General features: G+C 67.9%; 20 protein-coding genes and 1 pseudogene. 13 read left to right on the top strand and 8 right to left on the bottom strand.

What is annotated here, in order from left to right; all coding sequences use genetic code 11:
- Window positions 1–206 precede the first annotated feature (206 nt).
- The 4 genes from ABZ818_RS19960 to ABZ818_RS19945 form a co-directional block, all read right to left on the bottom strand.
- The gene (locus tag ABZ818_RS19960) at window positions 207–398 is read right to left on the bottom strand and encodes a helix-turn-helix domain-containing protein (RefSeq protein WP_361416057.1); all 192 of its coding nucleotides are present in this window, start codon (window positions 396–398) and stop codon (window positions 207–209) included.
- Between the two features lie 661 nt (window positions 399–1,059).
- Window positions 1,060–1,635, bottom strand: coding sequence for an NUDIX domain-containing protein (locus ABZ818_RS19955; protein WP_361416055.1), 576 nt, complete (start codon window positions 1,633–1,635; stop codon window positions 1,060–1,062).
- A gap of 64 nt (window positions 1,636–1,699) precedes the next feature.
- A complete protein-coding gene (locus tag ABZ818_RS19950; RefSeq protein WP_361416053.1) occupies window positions 1,700–2,464 on the bottom strand; it encodes a haloacid dehalogenase-like hydrolase in 765 nt (254 codons plus the stop codon).
- Complete coding sequence (locus ABZ818_RS19945) at window positions 2,461–3,957, bottom strand: helix-turn-helix transcriptional regulator (RefSeq protein WP_361416051.1); 1,497 nt, start codon at window positions 3,955–3,957, stop codon at window positions 2,461–2,463. Before ABZ818_RS19945 ends, ABZ818_RS19950 begins: the two co-directional genes overlap by 4 nt.
- 344 nt (window positions 3,958–4,301) lie before the next feature.
- On the opposite strand from ABZ818_RS19945, the gene ABZ818_RS19940 reads away from it, so the two are divergent.
- The 10 genes and pseudogenes from ABZ818_RS19940 (at window position 4,302) to ABZ818_RS19895 (ending at window position 11,656) form a co-directional block, all read left to right on the top strand.
- The gene (locus tag ABZ818_RS19940) at window positions 4,302–4,736 is read left to right on the top strand and encodes an ATP-binding protein (RefSeq protein WP_361416049.1); all 435 of its coding nucleotides are present in this window, start codon (window positions 4,302–4,304) and stop codon (window positions 4,734–4,736) included.
- A 174-nt stretch (window positions 4,737–4,910) separates the two neighbouring features.
- A complete protein-coding gene (locus ABZ818_RS19935) occupies window positions 4,911–6,260 on the top strand; it encodes a hypothetical protein (protein ID WP_361416047.1) in 1,350 nt (449 codons plus the stop codon).
- A gap of 2 nt (window positions 6,261–6,262) precedes the next feature.
- Window positions 6,263–6,691: a roadblock/LC7 domain-containing protein gene (locus ABZ818_RS19930; RefSeq protein WP_361416045.1), complete on the top strand. Its 429-nt coding sequence runs from the start codon at window positions 6,263–6,265 to the stop codon at window positions 6,689–6,691.
- Window positions 6,688–6,861: pseudogene (locus ABZ818_RS19925) on the top strand (DUF742 domain-containing protein); the annotation flags it as partial. The gene ABZ818_RS19930 and the pseudogene ABZ818_RS19925, both read left to right, overlap by 4 nt.
- Before the next feature lie 77 nt (window positions 6,862–6,938).
- The gene (locus ABZ818_RS19920) at window positions 6,939–7,040 is read left to right on the top strand and encodes a hypothetical protein (RefSeq protein ID WP_361416231.1); all 102 of its coding nucleotides are present in this window, start codon (window positions 6,939–6,941) and stop codon (window positions 7,038–7,040) included.
- The gene (locus ABZ818_RS19915) at window positions 7,018–7,641 is read left to right on the top strand and encodes an ATP/GTP-binding protein (RefSeq protein ID WP_361416229.1); all 624 of its coding nucleotides are present in this window, start codon (window positions 7,018–7,020) and stop codon (window positions 7,639–7,641) included. Before ABZ818_RS19920 ends, ABZ818_RS19915 begins: the two co-directional genes overlap by 23 nt.
- The gene (locus ABZ818_RS19910) at window positions 7,638–8,846 is read left to right on the top strand and encodes a cytochrome P450 (RefSeq protein WP_361416043.1); all 1,209 of its coding nucleotides are present in this window, start codon (window positions 7,638–7,640) and stop codon (window positions 8,844–8,846) included. The genes ABZ818_RS19915 and ABZ818_RS19910 overlap by 4 nt, the downstream gene beginning before the upstream one ends.
- A gap of 13 nt (window positions 8,847–8,859) precedes the next feature.
- The gene (locus ABZ818_RS19905) at window positions 8,860–10,086 is read left to right on the top strand and encodes a cytochrome P450 (protein ID WP_361416041.1); all 1,227 of its coding nucleotides are present in this window, start codon (window positions 8,860–8,862) and stop codon (window positions 10,084–10,086) included.
- Window positions 10,087–10,270: 184 nt separating this feature from the next.
- Window positions 10,271–10,714: a DUF6082 family protein gene (locus ABZ818_RS19900; RefSeq protein WP_361416039.1), complete on the top strand. Its 444-nt coding sequence runs from the start codon at window positions 10,271–10,273 to the stop codon at window positions 10,712–10,714.
- A gap of 246 nt (window positions 10,715–10,960) precedes the next feature.
- The gene (locus ABZ818_RS19895) at window positions 10,961–11,656 is read left to right on the top strand and encodes an HAD family hydrolase (RefSeq protein WP_361416037.1); all 696 of its coding nucleotides are present in this window, start codon (window positions 10,961–10,963) and stop codon (window positions 11,654–11,656) included.
- A gap of 383 nt (window positions 11,657–12,039) precedes the next feature.
- Here the strand turns inward: ABZ818_RS19895 and ABZ818_RS19890 are convergent, their stop codons facing one another.
- Window positions 12,040–13,635: a transposase gene (locus tag ABZ818_RS19890; protein WP_361416227.1), complete on the bottom strand. Its 1,596-nt coding sequence runs from the start codon at window positions 13,633–13,635 to the stop codon at window positions 12,040–12,042.
- A gap of 795 nt (window positions 13,636–14,430) precedes the next feature.
- On the opposite strand from ABZ818_RS19890, the gene ABZ818_RS19885 reads away from it, so the two are divergent.
- Window positions 14,431–15,519, top strand: coding sequence for a hypothetical protein (locus tag ABZ818_RS19885; RefSeq protein WP_361416035.1), 1,089 nt, complete (start codon window positions 14,431–14,433; stop codon window positions 15,517–15,519).
- 370 nt (window positions 15,520–15,889) lie between these two features.
- Here the strand turns inward: ABZ818_RS19885 and ABZ818_RS19880 are convergent, their stop codons facing one another.
- Together ABZ818_RS19880 and ABZ818_RS19875 are read right to left on the bottom strand one after the other, a co-directional pair.
- Entirely contained in the window at window positions 15,890–16,018 is a 129-nt protein-coding gene (locus ABZ818_RS19880) for a hypothetical protein (protein ID WP_267911787.1), read from the bottom strand.
- Window positions 16,015–17,154 carry a helix-turn-helix domain-containing protein gene (locus ABZ818_RS19875; protein ID WP_361416033.1) on the bottom strand — a complete coding sequence of 380 codons (1,140 nt, stop codon included), beginning with the start codon at window positions 17,152–17,154 and terminating at the stop codon, window positions 16,015–16,017. Before ABZ818_RS19875 ends, ABZ818_RS19880 begins: the two co-directional genes overlap by 4 nt.
- 86 nt (window positions 17,155–17,240) lie before the next feature.
- Between ABZ818_RS19875 and ABZ818_RS19870 the strand changes: the two genes are divergently transcribed.
- On the top strand, window positions 17,241–18,296 hold the full coding sequence (locus ABZ818_RS19870) for a ferredoxin reductase (protein ID WP_361416031.1): 1,056 nt from the start codon (window positions 17,241–17,243) through the stop codon (window positions 18,294–18,296).
- A 7-nt stretch (window positions 18,297–18,303) separates the two neighbouring features.
- On the top strand, window positions 18,304–19,422 hold the full coding sequence (locus ABZ818_RS19865) for an acyl-CoA desaturase (protein ID WP_361416029.1): 1,119 nt from the start codon (window positions 18,304–18,306) through the stop codon (window positions 19,420–19,422).
- Between the two features lie 9 nt (window positions 19,423–19,431).
- Here ABZ818_RS19865 and ABZ818_RS19860 read toward each other — a convergent pair.
- The coding region (locus ABZ818_RS19860; RefSeq protein ID WP_361416027.1) for a transposase at window positions 19,432–19,713 on the bottom strand (282 nt) is incomplete at its 5' end.

Below are 19,713 nucleotides of genomic sequence, written 5' to 3'. Positions count from 1 at the left end.
CGCGGAAGAGCTCAGCGTGGGCGGAGGAGCGGTAGGAGGCGTAGAAGGCTCTCCCGTCAACAGCCCAACGGACCTGGTACGGCTTCGGTCGACCCTTTCTATTTTGGGTTTTCCAAAATTGGACGTTCGAGATTCGCAACTTCCACCATCAATTCAGAGGGATTGGATCCACAGGCATGAGCCCTATGTCCGCGCGAGGCGAGCGCTCAGCTCTCTAGGCTGTCGAACCAGTTCTTGAGGTCACTCCGCCGGATGCGAACTTGCCCGTTAGGAAGTCGCATCGTCTGCGGCCCCCGGCCGGTTGCCCGCCAGCGATGAAAACTCGATCGATGAATGTTTCCGCCCAGAAGTGCCAGGACTTCGGTGATGGTCAACAGGTCGTCAACGGGTTCGGCCACGTGCGGCATTCCTTCCACTGGTGCATGCAGCCGCGCGGTAGCACGCGGCACGATCCACTGCGTCCGCACGGCCCCACCGCCAAGCACAGCCGGGTGCGAACGACAACAATGGTCTGGAGGATCCCCGGTTTGGCTAACCGGTGATCGTCGTCTATGTTGCGCACCTCGACGGTGGCCAGGGTTCAAGCGGCCTCCGGGATGAACCAACGTCCTACAGCCCGTCAGCATGGCAAAGAGTCCCTCTCCCTCCGGTCGGGCAGCCACCGAGACACGGCGCGGTGGCTAGGGCGGCGTGGGCCTAGCGTTGCTGAGCGTTGAGGGCCTGAAGGGTGAACCGGATCGGGACCGTGAGTTGCAGGACCGAAGCGTGCCGTTGGACAGGTGGGCTCCTTGCGTCGGGACCTCGGGGAGGCAGGGCTCGGTGCGCAGGCCAGGCAGCATCAGGACACGAGGCGACGGCTGCGTTCAGCCACTGGCCCGAATACCCTTGCCTATTCGCTGACCAGGTTGGTTTTTGGGGACGTTGTACGTTGACATCGTCCCCGCAGTAAGTTCCAGCCCTTTGAGACCCTTGCTCGTCTGCTGTGGGCGAATCGGGCTGAGCGTCGACGTCGGTTGTTACCGATGGCGGCCAGTCAGCGTCCGCTGGCATACCATTTTGCTACCTCGGCTCGTAGTCACCCACGTCCGCGACGTCGCGGAGGTACCAGGCAGCCACGGCCCGCTTGTAGCCCTCGGGCATGTTGAGGTCCGGCACTTGGTCCGCGGCGAACATCCCGAGTTGTTTGTGCTCGTGACTGACGACGGGTGCTCGTTCGGGAGTGAGGACCGTGCAGCCGTAGGTGACGATCAGGACCCTGCGGCCCGGGATGGGCTCGTAGATCCACACGCCACCGCCGATCAGTGGCCCGGCCTTCACCTCCCAGCCGGTCTCCTCCTGGATCTCCCGTTCAAGCGCCGACTCCGGGCTGCCATCGGCTGGTACAGCCCCGCCCGAACTGCCGGTCTCCAGGCGTCCACCGGGCAATTCCCACTCGTCGCGCTCGTTCTTCAGGAGCAGCACTCGGCGCTCTGCGTCCAGGGCGACGCCCTTCACGGAAACGGGCCAAAGGGGTGGCGTGTACGTCATCACGGTCCTCGTCCTGCGCTGTGCGTCCCCAGCCCAGGCCGGGGCCGAGCCGAGGAACAGGGAGTCCAGAAGCGCCACCGTAGCTGCCGGGTCGGTCGTGTGGTGCACGGTCTGGATGCTCAGTGCCCTCGGCGGGAGAGGTTGCGCATCTGCTCGCCGGGCCGCACCTCGATCACCTGAACTCTTCCGGCATCGCGTCCTGCCGTGGTTCAGGGCAGCCGTGGTCGACGTCCGACGCGGCGCATTGGTTGATCAGGCGGATTATGCGTTGTACGTCGGTTAGGTCAGGGACGACGTGGCAGGCCCCGGCGGCAGCCAGCCAGTCGACTGATGTGGTACCGGAAGCGACGCCAATCACGTGGGCGCCTCCTTCCCGTCCAGTGCGGACGTCCTCGAGAGAGTCGCCGATAATCACGGTCGTCTCCCGTGTGAAGGTATACCCATGGCGAGTGCCGGCTCGCTGCTGTGCCACGCGTACGAGGGCAGGGCGGTGGGAGTCATCGGAGGAGTATCCGCCGATGCCGAGGTCGAGATACTCGTCCAGGCCAAGAGCCTTGAGCTTGATCTCAGCGCTGCCCCGCAGATTGCCGGTGACGACAGTGGGAACCAGCCCGGGCTCTTGGTGCACGCCGGCAAGGGCGGCGGCTGCACCGGGCATGACCTGCCCGGTGCGAGAAAGATCGCCACGGTGACGCTCCAGTTGTGCAGGCATACGCTGCACGATGCGTTGCGCAAGTTCCTCGATCCGCTCGGGTTCCACTGCATTCGCGCGCAGCAGCTCCCGGACAGCGAGGGGCATCGTCACCCCGGTTCCCCGGGCGGGCAGACGCTCGGCAGGCCGGCCCACTACCTCCTCGAAGAGCTCCCGGTAGACCAGCCGGTCGGTGTCGCCGGTGTAGAGGAGAGTCCGGTCGATGTCCCAGAGAACCAGAATCATGCGGCGGCTCGCTGACGCATAACGCCTTCCCCACGATCCAGCAGATCCCGGGCGGCTGAGGAGGCACCGTAGGAACGCGCCTCATGGAGCATGGTGCGCAGGTGGTCGTCGAGGCGGGCGGATTGAATGCCTTCGGCGAGGGTCAGGACGTCATGGGCGGTGGCGCAGCCGGCGTCGGCGTCGCCGGCGCGCATCTGCGCGGTCGCGGCTCGGGAGAGGAACTGAGCGGTGGTTCGGGTCTCGTCCCGGCTGAGCACGTCGCGGGCCGCGGCGAAGGATTGGGCTGCCCGAGCCGGCTGTCCCAGGTCGAGGTAGCAGCTTCCGGTCTGTCCGAGGATCTCCCCCGGGCTGATCCAGTACAGCCAGTGAGGATCGTCCTCGCCCCGCCCGCGGGCACAGAGTTCTTCGGCTTCGGCAAGCGCGGCCAAGGCGTGGCGCTCTTCACGGAGTCGGGCGTGGCCGCGAGCCTGGCGGGTGAGGAGCATGGCGTTCAGGGCGGGGGCGTCGTGATCGGTGATTGCCTGGCGCGCTGTACGGGCGGCGGTGATGGCGTCGCGCGGGTCGCCGGCGGAGTAACCGTGGATGGCGAGGAAACCGAGAGCGCCGGCGCGCAGGCGGGAGTCGCCCGAAGCGTGGGCTGCCCGCAGAGCGCCAAGGAAGAGGTGCTGGGCGGTGTCGTGGTCACCGCTGTCGAAGGTGTACCAACCGGTCTGGGCTGCCGTGTCGGCGGTGACGGCAGCCAAGCGACGTCCGTAACTCTCGTTGTAGGAGCCCTGCTTGAGCAGGTGCAGGAGCATCCGCAGGTGAGTCTTCGCCGTGTGGGCGAGATTTCCGCTACCGCTGGTGGCGTCCATCTGGCGGAGTGCGTCGGTGGTGCTTTGAAGCGAATCGATCAGGGCGTCGGTGACAGTCGTGGTACCGGAAGAAGCGGCCACGGCCTCTGCGGGAGCGATGGCGGACTGCAAGACGTACTGGGTGAGTGCGGCTCCGCTCAGGGCGGTCAGCACGCGGCGGCGCTTCATGGTGGTACCTCCGATGGCCACTTCAAGTGACGTCACCATACGATCCGCCGTCCAAGGCAGTACGGCCTCTGCGGAGAGGTTATGACCAGGTTTCGGCGCATCGCCGCGTAGAGGGGTCAGCAGCAAAGGCTGCAGGTCGGAAGGCAGGCCGAGGCCGTTGAGAAGGTCGAGAAGGGTGGCGGGGCTGCCGATCTGCTTCTGACCGCGTTCGAGGCCGGAAATGAACGACTGAGGTAGCGCCGTCAGTTCGCGCACGGCCATCTGAGATAAGCCGGATCGCTTGCGTACCAGGCGCAGCAGCTCGCCGAAATCCCAAGCGGCCAGGGCCCGGTAAACGGCTTCGTCGCGCCAGGCGCGATCGGGCACTCCCGGCGCCGTTCCTGCCTTTGCGCACAGGGCGCACAGGGTGTCGGGGTTGTACTGACTCAGCTCGGTTGCACATCTCTCGCATACGCGGCTCGGCGGTCTCATGGCGCGGCCCCCTGGGTCGAACTTCCCGACGATCCACACGATATGCGGGATCCCGTATCTCTACAGAGATATCGCCGCAGGGATCAGTACGGGTGCGTCCTGGTCCCACACTCATGCCCACTGCGCCGACCACTCGGTCGGATGCGGTGATCACGTTGTCGCTGCGGAGAGGGGAAGGACGTGCGCGACACCACGACGACGCGGTTTGGCCCATGCCCGTCCCGTCTTCGCCACGGCAGCGAGCGGACCACCCTTCGTAGGGCGACATCCGTCGCCCGATCGGTCCTCCGTGCCCCCAAGAGGACGTGATGACAACGACTGCCGAACGACCTCTTCGTTCTCCCATGACCGACGTTGCCCTATTGAGTCGTACCTTTCAGATCACTGAGCGCAGGCCAGGTCAACCCCTCGCACAGGTTGACACGTTGCAGGTCCGCACGATGCGAAGCCTGACTCAGACTCGCCTGCACCAAAGCGGCCTGTCCCGCTTGGCGGACGACGCCGCGCTTGTCGTCTCTGAGTTGGTCACCAATGCGGTCCAGCACAGCCACGGTCGCAAGATCACTCTGACTCTCGCCCTCCGGGATGGCCACCTGGACATTCGCGTGCACGACGGGGGGCCCAGCCGCCTACCCATCGCTTCCAAGCCGGACGCTCACGCGGAGAACGGCCGCGGGCTGTGGCTCGTCGAGTCCATCGCCAGCCAGTGGCACGGCTCCTGGGGGATCAGCGACAAGGGAGCGACCACCTGGTGCAACCTGGCCCTGGAGGTGAGCTGATGGCCACCGCCTCCTTCTCCTATGGGGTTGATGAGAGCGCCCTGCTGCTCACCGGCTGGGTGCGTCGCCACTCCCGACCCCTGCCGCCACTGCGGGCTCGCGCTTCTCGATCGGCTCCGCCGGGATCAGCGCTGTCGTGGGTGGAACCGTCTCCTCAATCCTCGCGAGGGCCTGATGACCAAACTGATACTGATCCTTATTGCTTTGATCGCCGGCCTCGCTGCGGCGGTGCACTTCGGACGCAAAGCCCGCCGCGAGCAGCGTCGTGCGGACGGTCTTCATGAGCGTGCCGAACGGCTCTCGCAGGAGCTGCGGGCGGCCGAGCAGTGCGTCGGATACGTGACGAGCACGGTGTTGCCAGCCGCCGCGACTGCGGCGCACAGCGGGCAGGAGCACCGTGTCGACTTCGTCCTCCCACCTCAGCTCGTGGGCACCCCGCTCGCAGGCGCACTCGGCACCATGGCTGATCACCTCCAGTCCGTCATCGTTCAGGTGGGGCAGGAGGCCCAAGCCGTCAGCATGCAGCAGGTCACGCAGGTCCGGCTGGAAGCCGAGCGTCAGATTGCCCATGTACGGCAGGAGGCGGTGGATGTCGCCCGAGCAGCTGTGCGGGGATTCGCTTCCAGCACGGTGCAGCGGGCCTCGAAGCTGAGCAGCACGATCAGTGCCGGCGTGCGCCGCCATGTGTCGGACGAGGCGTACGCGACGCTGGTCGAGATCGATCACCTGGCCCAGCAGATGCTGCTCGCCGCCTCCGGGTACGCCGTCCTGGGCGGCGACAGGCTTTCCCGTCGCTGGCCGGTGACCACGCTGACCGACATCGTGCGTACGGCCATGGGCCGGGTCGAGGGCTATCAGCGCGTCCAGCACACCGGCATGGAGTTCCTCGCGGTGGAAAGTCGGGCCGTGGAAGCGGTTGTCCACAGCCTGGCGGTGTTGCTGGACAACGCGCTGCGGTACTCACCGCCGAACGCTCGGGTGCACGTTTCCCTTGAGCACGGTGCGAACGCGGCGTTCCTGGTCGTGGACGACGCCGGGCTGCGGATGGAGGACGAGCGTCTGACCTGGGCGCGCGAGGTGATGTCGGGCAAGCAGCGCGACGACATCACCCAACTGGGCGCTTACCCCCAAACGGGGCTGCGCGTGGCGTCCGTCCTCGCCAACCAGTACGGCTTCCGCATCGAATTGGCAGCACCCAATCTGTATGGCGGGACCCGTGCGGTCATCGTGCTGCCGCAGGCCCTGTTGACGACGCCCAAGCCGCCTCAGCCGGCCCCCGCGCAGACGACGCCGTCAGCACGCCTGGCGCCTGCCCCGGAAGCCGTGCCGCTGGTGCCGGCACCTTCCACGACGGCGAGTGGGCTCACCGTCCGCCAGCGCACTCCGCGCCCCGTCACCGCCTCCCCCGCGCATCCCGGCCTCGAGGTGGGACCGGGCAGCCCCGGGGTTGCCGCCGCCTGGATGGACGGCGCCCGCCGCGCCCGGGACAACCACAACACTCCCAGCACTGACGAAGGACGTTAATCATGTCGGACACGCGCTCGAACGCCTTGGGCTGGCTGCTGGACGAGCAGCTCGGTTCCGTGGAGGGCGTCAGGTACGCCGTGCTGATGAGCGGCGACGGCCTGCTCAAGGCCCGCACGAAGACCATTAGCCAGGACGATGGTGAGAAGCTGGCCGCCCTGACCGCCTCATTGCGGGCATCGGGGCGGGCTTGGGACGATTTCACCGGCGGTCAGGGCGTGCGTCAGCATCTGATCGAAAGTGTCACGAACATCGGCCTGACGACCGCGGCCGGACGGAACACGATGCTGTCGGTCGTCACGACGGGACCCCACGTCGACGTCGGCCTGATCAGCCACCACATGGCGCAGCTCGTGGTGCGCCTTGGCAAGCAGCTCGGCACCGAGGACCGCAAGCCCGCACCGCAGCCGGACGGAGGCACCGCGGCATGACCGGACCGCGGCATGACCCGGACATGGTCAGGCCCTACGTCCGCACGGGCGGGCAAATCCGCCCGGGCAGGGCTGTGCACTTGGAGAGTGTGGCCATCGCCGCGACCGGCCCCACCACCGATCTGGGTCCTGACACCCGGCGAGTGATGAGCCTGTTCTCCCCCGGCCGCGGCGGGTTGGCCGTTGCAGACATTGCCGCCGCTCTCCAACTGCCGCCCTCCACCGTCCGGACCTCGTCTCCTCCCTCATGGACAGCGGCCACCTGGCCAGCCCAGCCGCCATCTATTCCGACCAGCCCAAAACCGACCTCCTGCAGAAGGTGCTTGATGGACTGCGAGAACTGGTCTGACCCGCCCGCCGTCACTTATGTGCCGGTCTCGGTCACGCAGTCGGCCAAGATCGTGGTTGCGGGCGGCTTCGGGGTCGGAAAGACGACCTTCATCGGCAGCGTGTCGGAGGTCCAGCCGCTGCGGATGGAAGAACCCATCACTGAAGACAGCGTCGGAGTCGATGACCTGCGCGGCACACCGGAGAAGACCACGACGACCGTGGGCATGGACTTCGGCCGCATCCACATGGCCGGCGGCGCCCTTGCCCTCTACTTGTTCGGCCTTCCCGGCCAGATCCGCTTCCAGCCCATGTGGGAGGACCTCGCCGAAGGCGCGCTCGGCTGCCTCGTCCTGGCCGACACCCGCAACCTCGACGCCAGCCACGGCGCACTGAGCCTGCTGGAAGCCCAAGGCATCCCATACGCGGTCGCGGTCAACGCTTTTCCTAACGCTCCCGCCTACGAGGCCGCAGAACTTCGCCAAGCCCTCGCACTGGACCCGCTCACGCCGCTGACCACGTGCGACGCACGAGACCGTACCTCCTCGCTGTACGCCCTGATCACGCTCACGGAATACCTCACGGCCCACCGCGCAGCCATCCCTCTGGAGCCCACGCAATGATCCCCAACAGCCCCGTGCCTCCGGCCCCGCCGGGCCGGATCGCCCTGTATGAACCAGGCTTCGCCGCCGACCCGCACGCCGCTTATGAGCGGATGCGGAAGATGCACGGCGCCCTGGTACCCGTTGAACTCTCCCCTGGCATTCCGGCCACGCTGGTGATCGGCTACCTCCAGGCCCGTCGCATTCTCAATGACCCGATGCGCTTTCCCGCCGACCCACGCATCTGGCAACAGCAGGTGCCGGCCTCCTGCCCGGTCCGGCCGATGATGGAGTGGCGACCCAACGCCCTGCGCAGCAGTGGAGCCGAGCACGCCCGCTACCGGGCTGCCAACACCGCCAGCATCGATGCCTTCGACCAACACGAGCTGCGTGCCCTCGTGGAGAAGATCACCGCTGGGGCTGCCGCGGAGTTCCGCACCGTCGGCCGGGCAGACCTGCTCACCCAGTACGCCTGGCCCATCGCATTCCGGGTGCTGAGCGCGCTGCTGGGCTGTCCCGACGAGATCGGAGCGCGCATCGCCGACGGAATGGCGAAGGTCTTTGACGTCACCGACGCCGTTCGCGGCAACCAGATCCTCGGCCAGGCCGTCGCCGAACTCGTCGCCCTACGCCAAGGCCGTCCAGCCGACGACATCACCTCACGGCTCCTCGCCCACCCCGCGCATCTGAGCGACGAGGAGATAGCCCACCAGCTCGTTACCTTCTATGGCGCCGGCATTGAACCCCTGACCAACCTCATCAGCAACACCTGTCTGAAGATCCTCACCGACGAGGACTTTTCCGCCGGCCTGCACGCAGGTTGGTCCGCGGTGCGAGACGCGCTCGACACCGTCCTGTACACCGACCCCCCATTGGCGAACTACTGCATCACCTATCCGCCTTATCCCACGGACATCGACGGCTTCCTGCTCCCGGCCCACCAGCCGGTCGTCATCAGCATGGCGGCCTGCAACAACGATCCGGAACTTACCCGCGGCTCGACCGATGTCGCCGGTAACCGCGCTCACCTGGCCTGGAGCATCGGCCCCCACACCTGCCCTGCGCGCTCTCACGCCTACCTCATCGCCGAAACCGCGATCAGCTACCTCCTCGACGCCTTCCCGGAGATAGACCTTGCTGTCCCCGCCGCTGACCTGCGTTGGCGGCCCGGCCCCTTCCACCGTGCCTTGGAAGCCCTTCCGGTTCTCTTCCCCGCCGCACACTGAGGAGCTCACACTCATGTCCGAGCAGCCGATACTCATCCTCGACTCCACCGGATCCGACCGCCACGGCGAGCACCGGGCCCTGCGCGCCCAAGGCTCGGCGGCACGGGTCGACATCCTCGGCGTCCAGGCATGGGCCGTCACCGATCCGGCCCTTCTCAAGCAGCTCCTGACCAGCCCGCAGGTCTCCAAAGACGGCCGCGCCCACTGGCCCGCCTTCGCCGACACCGTCCCCACCTGGCCCCTCGCCCTGTGGATCGCGGTGGAGAACATGTTCACCGCCTACGGCCCCGACCACCGTCGGTTGCGCCCCATGATCGCCCCAGCCTTCAGCGCCCGGCGAATCGCCACCATGAAGGACGCCATCGACCGCATGGCGACCACCCTCATCGACCGCCTGGCCACGCTACCCCCGCACAAACCAGTGGACTTACGCGAGCACCTGGCCTACCCGCTGCCCATCGCGGTGATCGGCCACCTGATGGGCGTACCCGAGAGCCAGCGCGACGCCTTCCGTCAGGTCGTCGACGGCGTCTTCGACACGACCCTCACCCCCGCCGAAGCCGAGGCCAACACCGCCACCCTGTACGAGCAGCTGGACCAACTCATCGAGACCAAGCGCCGCACCCCCGGCGACGACCTGACCTCCCTGCTCATCGCGGCCCGCGACGACGAGGGCGACGGCGGCGGCTTCACGGACGAAGAGCTGCGCGACACGCTCCTGCTGATGATCAGCGCCGGGTACGAGACCACCGTCAACGTCATCGACCAGGCGATCACCGCCCTGCTGACCGACCCCGAGCAGCTCGGCCACCTCCGCGCCGGCCGGGCCGACTGGGGCGACGTCGTCGAGGAGACCCTGCGGCACGAACCCGCCGTCAAGCACCTGCCCCTGCGCTACGCCCTCACCGACATCCCCCTGCCCGACGGGCAGACCATCACCGCGGGCGAGGCGATCCTCGCCTCCTACGCCGCCGCCAACCGCCACCCCGACTGGCACGGCGCGTCCGCCGACCACCTCACCCGGCCCACGAAGGACCACCTGGCGTTCGGCCACGGCGTGCACTTCTGCCTCGGCGCCCCACTCGCCCGCCTCGAAGTCGCCACCGCCCTGCGCATGCTCTTCCAACGCTTCCCCGACATCCGCCTCGCCGTCCCCGCCGGCGCACTGCGACCGCTCCCCACCCTGATCAGCAACGGACACCTGACCCTGCCCGTCCACCTGCGGCCGGACGCCCGCTGATCACCACTTCGGCCTGGAAGACCGTCGTGACCACCATCCCGACCACACCGCTCTACCGGAACCGGCCCGCGGTCTGGGTCCTGACACCTCGTCCAGAGGCTGCTCCGTGCTGACGGACGAACCGGCGAGGGACGGGCGCGCGTCCCGCGTCGGCCACGGCAGCACCTGGAACGAAAGGAAACTGATGAAGACCTCCCATGCCATCCTCGTCGCCTCCGCAGTGGGGGCCGCAGGGATCTGGTTCGCCGAACGCCGGCACCGACAGCGGCTCACGATGCACGCGGCGGAGATCCATCAGCGCTTGCTCTCCGACATCGCGACGCACCCGGAGCAGCAGGCTCTCTGGGCGCCCGGCGGCATGTCCGCCGAAGAGTACGCGCGGCTGGTCCACTCCAACCGCGTGATCAGCTTCCTGTCGGCGAAGTACCGCGTGGGGCTGCTCGACAAGGTCGCCCTGCGCGTGCAGGCCCGCGCGGTGATGCAGCGCCCCGGGTGCCGGGCGTACTGGGCCCGCTTCGGCGCCTTCCGCGAGGAGGAGGCGGCGGACCGCGTTGACCGGTCGTTCAACGCGGTGCTCGACGACGAGTACACCGCTGCTACCGATGACGCGGAGCCCATCGCCTCCTAGGACTGGAGCCTCCTGCTTCCGGCCGTGAGGACCTCCGTGCCCGTGCACGGGAAGGCCCGAGCCCCAGCCCGGAGGAGACGGCATTGTGCGCACTCCAGCCGCGCTCCATGCCGGAGTTGCGGGCGGCCCATTCAACTGTTCGCCCTCCCCCACCACATCTGTGTCCACGGACGAAGGTCGCCCGTGATGTAGGCCGTCCGCTGCCTCGCAGACCCCAGAAAATGACCACTCGCAGGAGATTCCGCCGTGTCACCAGACACAATCCGACCTGTCTCGCCCCAGCCCCGCGCGACCCCACGCGCTCTGCTTCTCGACCTCGACGGTGTGATGCTCGACACCCGTCCCGTCATGAAGGAGGCGTGGAAAGAGGTCCAGAAGGCTCACGGTCTCGATATCCCGTTCGCCGCGTACGAACGCCAGTTGGGACGTGAGTTCAGCGACATCATGCAACGGCTCGGGGTCATCGACATCGACGCAGCCCGTCAGACGTATGAGACCGCGTCCATGGCCGCAGCGCACCTGGCACACGAGTTTTCTGGCGTCGTGGAAGTGCTCCACGCTTTCGTGGCTGCCGACTGGCTGCTGGGGGTCGTGACGTCCAAGCACCTCGACCGCGCCGCTCCGCTCCTCGCACGGCTCGGATGCCCCTTCGCCACCATCCGTACCCCGGCCGGAGTGGGCCGGGCGAAGCCGGCACCGGACCCGATACTCCTGGCGCTGGTCGACCTCGGGGTCGATCCAGCAGCAGCCGTGTATGTCGGTGACATGGCGGTCGACCAGGAAGCGGCAGCACGTGCTGGTGTCTCGTACGTGCACGCCTGCTGGGGGTACGGGCAGCCCACCGCACCCGCTCCAAAGGTCGCCGAGTCACCGCAGGCCCTGCTCCAGCTTCTTCACCACGCGCGCTCGTCCGAGCCCTACGTCCAGGGGAGCTTGGTATGAACACCTCCCCAAGCGACGACCTGAGCCTGGCTCGCGTCGACGACGGGGGCCAGCCGATGTGGGCGCTCGTAGGCTCCAGTCGCTTCGATCGCATGCAGACCACGCGGATCAGAACGGTAGAGCTGGAGGCCCTGTCGGTCGACGATCAGGAACTCGTCACTCCCATCGGAGACGTCATGTCCGCGCTGAAGAAGTACAGCGCTCGCCCGCGCACGCCCGGAGGCGCCGACTGGCTCCATGTGCAGCACGTGCCTGCCCGCCGCTTTGTTTCGCAGGTCCTGCGCAAGCTGTCGGTCCTGAGCGCATGGGAGCCGTTCGCGGCGGCACCCGGCCCCGTCGGCGTGGCGCCGTACGAAGGGCTCGTGGGGATACGTTCGAGCAGTTCACGGGAGTACCGGGCCTACACAGTCACCTGGTCGGGTATCGCCTACCTGCTCGGAGCCGCCGCGTCGCACAACCCGTCGCACACAGCCCAGTTGCGCACCCTGCTGCCGGCCGACGTGGCGACCACGGAGCCGAGCCTGCTCCCCCCGGGGCTGCAGCGGAGCGGCGTCGTGGCGCTGTCGTGGTCCTCCCGCCACGCCGCGACCCTGCTGCCGGTTCTCACGGAGCTGGCGCGCAAGGGGCACACCAGCGTGCTCGTCGACTTCGCGACCGATGCGGAGCAGCGGTGCCTGCCCGGAAGGAACGAGCGCATACGCCTGTGCCCGGCCCCGACTGGGCTTCTCCACCTCTCGGGCACGGTGGGCGAGCTGCAGTTGCCGGATGACGGGCACGTCGTCGCGATCGGGGAGCACACCGTTCGGCTGGCTCGTCTTGTCCGGCTGTTGTCCGTGTTGCTGGAGACGAGCGCCGGGTGTACCCAGCCGTCCTGGCGCTCCGTGGTCCGGGCCGAGACGTGGCTCGACGGGGTCCTTGCTGCAGTCCGGCCGCACACCGTTCTGGTCAGCAACGACACAAGTCCTCTCGGAGCACTGGCCGTTCACGCGGCGGAGCGACACGGCACGAACACGGTGCACGTCCAGCACGGAGCGTGGACCAAGGAGTCGGCCTCGTGGCCCGCCCTCCACAGCCGCGACATCGTCGTCATGGGCGAACGTGACGTCTCGCTCGCACGAGCCTGGGCGCGTCACCCGAAGACCGAGGTCCACGTCCTGGGCCAGCCCCGCTTCGATGCCCTGGCCGGCCTCGGCCATGAGGTCCAGCGGCGGTATTTGGAGAAGCTGCTGGCTCGTGGCACGCGGCACAGTCCCGCGCGCATCGCCGTCTGGGCGTGCCAGCCGTTCCGGCCCGATCGGCTCAACGAGCAGGCCGACCTCCTCCTTGACGGTCTGCGCATGGCCGGCGGCAACTGGGGGCTGGTCATCGCTCCACATCCCGCGCAGAGCAACGGCGTCTTCGCTCCCCTTCTTCATCGCGCGGGGATTCTCCCCGTGGTGGTGGCCGATCCGCGGGTCGGTGCACGCGGCTGCCTGGCCGGCGCCGATGCGGTGGTGAGCGCCTATTCGACGTGCGGCATCGAAGCGGCGCTGCTGGGCGTGCCGGTCCTCGAAGTCGGTTCGCCGGGCGAGCGCACGCTCGACCTCGCCAGCCACGGCCTCGCGCAGCGGTGCAGCAGTGCACACGAGGTCGCCACAGCCCTCGCCACGCTGCAGGACACGCCAGTCGCTGTCGATGACGACGCGCCTACCCGAGCTCCCGGAGAATGCCGTGGCCGCCACCAGCACTGCCCGGGCGGCGTTCTCGGCATCGAGCGGGTCCGACTTGCCGCGCCGGCGGCGGTCGGCCCGGTCGAACCGGTTCACATCGAAGACGGCCACGTCCTGGGCCAGCAGGTAGCGGGACAGGGCAGCTCCGAAGGAACCCGTACCTTCCACTCCGGCCTGCCGCACCGTACCCGACGCCCTGGCCCACCTCAGCAGGTTGCGGTATCCAACCGCGGTGGCCGGGAACTCCTCAGTGCCGATCACTTCCCCCATCAAGGAGAGCACAGCGGCCACATGGACATCCCGGTGAGTGTCCACGCCCAGGACCACCTCCCCCGCCGGTCGGCGCCGACGAGGACGCGAAGCAGAAGACGTGCCGATCACGCTCGTTACCTTTCAGACCGACGGATTATCGCGTTGCCGGCACCGGGCCGTGCGGACGGTCAGAATCGTGATGACGCCTGTTCCGGCAAGCCCCTATCGAGACACGCCCGGTCAGCCCGAGACCAGCAACGCACCGTCCCCGATCGGCGGTTCGACACAGTGTGATCAGGACACCTCGGTCAGAGATCTCAGGAGTCAGACCCCGCCGCAGGACGGTACCCACCTACCGTTCTGCCTCTATCCGGCTTGCAGCCACGTCAGCTCGCTCGTTCAGACGAATCGAGTCAAACCGCCGGTCGCCTGCCAACGGAAATGGCAACATGCCGCCTTCGTACGTCACTGCGAGTCGAAGGCGGACCATTGGAACGGCGGGTCAATGAGCGGCAGCTCTCGGTGTTGCAGTGGGTGGAAGCCGGGTGCCCTGCCGACGTATGGGACACCACCTCCTACAAGACCACCTGTCAGGCACTGCACAACCGGGGCCTGGTCACGGTCTCCCGGAAAAGCGGGCAGTGGAGCGTCGCCCTGACGAGCGCCGGCCAGCACTACCTGGCACGCGGCACGTACCCTCCCCGCGGATCACGCCCGCGGGAGACCCAGGCCGCCACTCCACGCCCCCGGCCCCCCGGAGCGCAGGCAACTCAGGCCGCCCTGCGGAAGCCAAGCCCTCCCTCACATCCTCGTGTGACGCTCACGGAGCAGCTACTACAGGGACTCGCGGAGGCCGGCGGCAGGATCGTCAAGAACTGCAGCGGTCCCGACTTGGAGAAGTGGCCGTCCCGCGTCGCCGTCGCACGCAGATCCGGAAGGATTCCGGAGACGATGGAGCTGTACGGAAGCTGGTGCCGTGACGGGTACGAGATCAAGCTCGTCGACATCCCCGCCTGGCGCCTTGCCGTCCTCGCCCCCGTCCCCGTGCCCTCGCGGCTCACTCGGCCGCGCGCCGTTATCCGGGCCATGCAGAACGAACGCCAGCCGCTCGGCCTGACCAAGCCCGTCCAAGGACGCGCTCTCCGACTCATCCGGGCACTGATCACCGCCGCCGCGGCCGAAGGACACACCTGCTCGGCGGGGCAGACCGGCTTCGCACCCCCGTCTCATCGCCGCCGCAGGGCATATCCTCACTTCACCATCACCGCACAGGGCGAGCCCGTGGGGTTTCTCGTACTCCAGGAACAGGACCGGGCCGAGCACGTCGCCACCGAGAAGGAACTCGCCGAGGCCAAGAAGCACTCCTGGGTCAGGATCCCCCGCTTCGACTACACCCCGTCCGAACGCCTCCGCTTCATCATCAGCGGCGGCCAGCCACACCGGGCGAGCGAATGGGCCGACGCTCCCGGCCGCGCCCTCGAAGAGCGGCTCGCCGAGATCGCACAGGAGGTCACGCTTCGCGGCCAAGCCGGCGAACGCAGTCGCCAGGACGAGGCCGAAGCGGCACGCCAGAAGCGCATGCGCTGGGAAGGCGCCATGGAACAGGCCCGCATCCGGTACGCGGAGGCGTACCGCGTCAGGCACCTAGAAGCTCAGGAAGCGGCATGGCGCCGCGCCACCCGACTGACCCAATACGTGAGCGCCGTACGCACGCGAGTCGAGGCCATGCCTCCGGGGCAGGCCAGAACCGACGCCGAGGAATGGATCAGCTGGGCAGCGGCCACCGTTGAGCGCCTCGACCCATTGAACACACCGCCCCGGCTGCCCGACATTCCCAAGCCGCAAGCCGACGACCTGAGACCCTTCCTCGGGCACTGGAGCCCTTACGGTCCCCCTTACTGAACGCCCGCACCGCACATTGTGCGCCCACAACCGCAGTTCAGGAGCTCTTCGCGACCGGTTCAATCGCGGCACACCGACCTGGTGGGGCATCGGAAAGATGTCGACCTGAGCGAGCTTCGGAAAACCCGAGGTCAGATCCCATTTCCTGGCCGATCGCCATGCATGTGGGTGCCCAGGGAGTCAAACGGGCGTCACGGCCGACAGTCCGCCCTTTCAACCCGGTCGCTCCAGCCTTCGCCAACACCCTGCTCGACGCGACCGGCGTCCTCCTCGGCCAACTCCCGCTCAGTCGCGACCGGGTGTGGCTGGTCGGGCAAGACGCTGACCTGACGGGTCGACAGGTGGGCGACTCGTGGTGGAACGCTCCCTGTCAGCCGACCTGCTGCACCTTGATCGCGTCGCTCACCCGAACCGTCCCGGCTGCAAGGACGTCCAGGTAGACACCGAGCACGATGCCGGGATCCGCCGGGAGTTCGTGGACGGTCGAAGTACGCGTCAACTGGCCTGAAGACCGACCGCCAGCGTCAGTTCCAGTACCCGGTGTGGCGATGCGAGATCCGGAAACAGCTCCCGCAGCTGCGTCATCCGGTACCGGACGGTCTGGGGATGGACGAACAACGCCGCCGCCACCTCATCCCGCCTGCCCTGGTGCAGCAGCCACGCCCGCAACGTCTCCTCCAGCCGCCGGGCGGTCGCCACAGGCAGGGCCCGCAACGGTGCGAGGGCTCGGGCACGCAGGTCTGCGAACGCGTCCACGTCGGCGCTCAGCACCAGCTCGGGCAGGTGGTCCTCGGTGTCGCGGATATCGGAGGAGAGGGAGCGCGCGCGTACGGCTCGTGCGTACGAGGCGGACGCACGAGTCCATGGCCGGGCCGGGCCGACTACGGCGGTGCGGTCGGTCAGCTGCCGCAAGAGATGTGCTCGGTCGGCATCGGGGACGAGCAGCACACCGGTGGCGTCCGGCAGATCGTCGAGGACGAGGGTGCTCGGGTCGAGCGTGCGGTAGGCAGGCCGGGCCTGGGCGGCGGGCAGCAGGACCGCGGTCAGCGAAACGGGAGGCTGCCACCCGGCCCGTTGAGCAGAGGCCAGCAGCACGTCCGGGCTCGCGCCGGCGAGGAGGTCGCGGGCCAGGTGTTCCAGGTGGCGCTCGTGGGCCCGGCCCCGGGCGGCCAGTTCGTCGGCGTGGCCCGCGGCGCTCGCGGCGGAGAGCTCGTCGATGTAGGCGAAGGTCAGTTCGGCGAACTTGGCGACCTCGGCGGCGGGCAGACCTGCGTGTACGGCACCCGCTGCCAGGCAACGCCAGGCCACGCGGGCGCCGACGCGGTAGGCGCTGAGCAGGGCGTCCATCGAACGGCCGTCGCGGACCTCGCCGCGGCCCAACTCGTAGGCTGCGTCACCGGCGTCGCCGCCTGTATCGTTCCCGCTCGCGAGGTCCAGGTAGTGCCCGAGGGCAGTGCGGACGGCTCGGCGGATGGTGGCGCCCATGTGGCCCGAAAGGGCGTTGGCGTAGGGAGGGACCTCGTCGATGATCGCCTGGACGACCTCGTCGGCGGTGGTCTTCAGCGCGGCCCGAAGTGCGGTGACCGTCGTCTCGTCCAGGGCCAGTTCGCTGGCCCTCTGGATTGCATGGCTCACGTTTTGTTCCCTACGAACAATTCAGCCGACGAGATTCACATCCTGCGGTCAGGACTTTACGCCTTGAGGCGCAGCAAGCTGGAGTCATGACGAGTGCAGCCCTCCGCAGCAGGGCGTGGAAACTGCTGGAGATGGTCACGACGCCGCTGCTGCCGTCGGACTACCTCGACCTGGTCAGCCCGCTGCGTGCGGGCGCTGACTTGCGTGGGCGCATCGAGGCCGTGCACCCTGAGACGGGTGACGCCGCGACTATCGTGATCAGGCCGGGACGGGGCTGGCGCGGCCACACAGCCGGTCAGTACGTGCGGATCGGGGTCGACGTCGACGGCGTGCGCCTGTGGCGTGCCTACTCCATCACCTCGCCGACAAACCGTCAGGACGGCCGCGTCACGATCACTGTGAAGGCGATCCCGGACGGCAAGGTCAGCAACCACCTGGTCCGCAGGGCGAAACCGGGCACGCTGATCCAGCTCGACCAGGCGACCGGTGACTTCGTGCTGCCGCAGGCCAAGCCCGCCAAGGTGCTCTATCTGACGGCCGGCAGCGGCATCACGCCCGTGATGGGCATGCTGCGCGACATCGAGTTCGACGACGTCGTCATGGTCCACTGCGCGCCACAGCCGCAAGACGTGATCTTCCGCAGCGAACTGCACGACCTGGTCGCGGGCAGGAAGCTGCGGCTCACCGAGGTGCACACCGACACAGACGGCATGCTCGACATCGCCCGTCTCGACGAAGTCGTACCCGACTGGGCCGAGCGCGAGACCTGGGCTTGCGGGCCGGCGGGCCTGCTCGACGCCGCCGAAGAGCACTGGAGCGGGCACGGCGTACAAGAGCGCCTGCACACGGAACGCTTCCGCCCCGGCATCGTCGTCGCCGGCGACGGCGGCGAGGTCACGTTCAGCGCCACCGGCAAGACCGTCGACGCGGACGGCGCCACGCCGTTGCTGGACATCGGCGAGGAGGCCGGCGTGCTCATGCCCTCCGGGTGCCGCATGGGCATCTGCTTCGGCTGCGTCACGCCGCTCAAGGCGGGCGCCGTCCGCGACCTGCGCACCGGCGAGATCACCGAGGCCGAGCCGGGCGTCCTCATCCAGACCTGCGTGTCCGCCGCGGCGGGCCCCTGCGACATCGACCGGTAGGAGCACCTTGACCGCCATCGACCCCACCGCCCACCTGACCGCGGAGCAGATCGAGGAGCTTGGCCGCGAGCTGGACGCGATCCGCGACGAGGTGATCGCCAGCCGCGGCGAGAAGGACGCCGCCTACATCCGTAGGGTCATCTCGGCGCAGCGCAAGCTCGAACTGGTCAGCAGGGGCGTGCTGCTGTTCTCGGTCTTCCCGCCCGCGTGGCTGCTCGGCACCGCCGGTCTGTCCGTGGCGAAGATCATGGACAACATGGAGATCGGCCACAACATCCTGCACGGCCAGTGGGACTGGATGCGGGACCCGAAGATCCACTCCACCACCTGGGAGTGGGATCACGTCTCGCCGTCCGACCAGTGGAAGCACTCGCACAACGAGCTGCACCACACGTACACCAACGTGATCGGCAAGGACAACGACCTCGGCTACGGCATCATGCGCGTCGACGAGGACCAGAAGTGGCACCCGTTCCACCTCGGCCAGCCGCTGTGGAACTTCATCAACGCCTGCTTCTTCGAGTACGGCATCGCAGCGTACGACCTGGAGCTCGGCAAGAACCTGCACAAGCGCCGCCGCAAGAACCCGGAGTTCCGCGCGCGGGCCAAGGCCGTGGGCCGCAAGATCCGCAAGCAGGTGCTGAAGGACTACGTGATCCACCCGCTGCTGTCGGGCCCGTCGTTCCTCACCACGCTCGCCGCCACGTTCACCGCGAACCTGGTCCGCAACATCTGGTCCCACTCGGTGATCATGTGCGGACACTTCCCCGAGGGCGTACAGGTCTTCGAGCGCCGGTCGATCGAGGACGAGACGCGCGGCCAGTGGTACCTGCGCCAGATGATGGGCTCGGCGAACATCAGCGGCAGCAGGGCCATGCACTTCATGACCGGCAACCTGTCGCACCAGATCGAGCACCACCTGTTCCCGGACCTGCCCAGCAACCGGTACGCCGAGGTCGCGGTGAAGGTGCGCGCGCTGTTCGAGAAATACGAGTTGGAGTACGTCACCGGACCGCTGCCCAAACAGGTGTTCTCCGCGTGGCGCAAGGTCTTCCGGCTCTCGCTGCCGAACAAGAAGCCCGAGGTCAAGACGCCGGACTGTGAGCAGGAGCTCGTCGCTTCCTAATGCTGTTTGTCAAGCAGCTTCGGTCACTGGAGGTGCGACTTGGTAGCACCGTCGGTCACGGATGAGTGCCCACAAGACGTTGACACGTCGGCGGGCCAGGGCGAGCACGGCCTGGACGTGTTTCTTCCCCTCGGCGCGTTTGCGGTCGTAGAACTTCCGCGAGTTCGGGTCGCATCGGACGCTGACCAGCGCGGAAGTGTAGAAGACACGCTGGAGCCTTCGGTGGTAGGTGATCGGCCGGTGGAGGTTGCCGCTGACCTTGCCGGAGTCGCGGGGGGCTGGTGCGACGCC

The organism is Streptomyces sp. NPDC047453, from assembly GCF_040643155.1.
Classification (GTDB): domain Bacteria; phylum Actinomycetota; class Actinomycetes; order Streptomycetales; family Streptomycetaceae; genus Streptomyces.
This window is presented reverse-complemented; position numbering and strand designations above follow the sequence as displayed.

Coding starts and splice junctions, on each gene's coding strand:
- ABZ818_RS19935 (WP_361416047.1), top strand. CDS start 4,911: ATGACCAAACTGATACTGATCCTTATTGCTTTGATCGCCGGCCTCGCT.
- ABZ818_RS19940 (WP_361416049.1), top strand. CDS start 4,302: ATGACCGACGTTGCCCTATTGAGTCGTACCTTTCAGATCACTGAGCGC.
- ABZ818_RS19870 (WP_361416031.1), top strand. CDS start 17,241: ATGACGAGTGCAGCCCTCCGCAGCAGGGCGTGGAAACTGCTGGAGATG.
- ABZ818_RS19890 (WP_361416227.1), bottom strand. CDS start 13,635: ATGGGGGAAGTGATCGGCACTGAGGAGTTCCCGGCCACCGCGGTTGGA.
- ABZ818_RS19920 (WP_361416231.1), top strand. CDS start 6,939: ATGGACAGCGGCCACCTGGCCAGCCCAGCCGCCATCTATTCCGACCAG.
- ABZ818_RS19950 (WP_361416053.1), bottom strand. CDS start 2,464: ATGATTCTGGTTCTCTGGGACATCGACCGGACTCTCCTCTACACCGGC.
- ABZ818_RS19910 (WP_361416043.1), top strand. CDS start 7,638: ATGATCCCCAACAGCCCCGTGCCTCCGGCCCCGCCGGGCCGGATCGCC.
- ABZ818_RS19945 (WP_361416051.1), bottom strand. CDS start 3,957: ATGAGACCGCCGAGCCGCGTATGCGAGAGATGTGCAACCGAGCTGAGT.
- ABZ818_RS19900 (WP_361416039.1), top strand. CDS start 10,271: ATGAAGACCTCCCATGCCATCCTCGTCGCCTCCGCAGTGGGGGCCGCA.
- ABZ818_RS19905 (WP_361416041.1), top strand. CDS start 8,860: ATGTCCGAGCAGCCGATACTCATCCTCGACTCCACCGGATCCGACCGC.
- ABZ818_RS19930 (WP_361416045.1), top strand. CDS start 6,263: ATGTCGGACACGCGCTCGAACGCCTTGGGCTGGCTGCTGGACGAGCAG.
- ABZ818_RS19915 (WP_361416229.1), top strand. CDS start 7,018: ATGGACTGCGAGAACTGGTCTGACCCGCCCGCCGTCACTTATGTGCCG.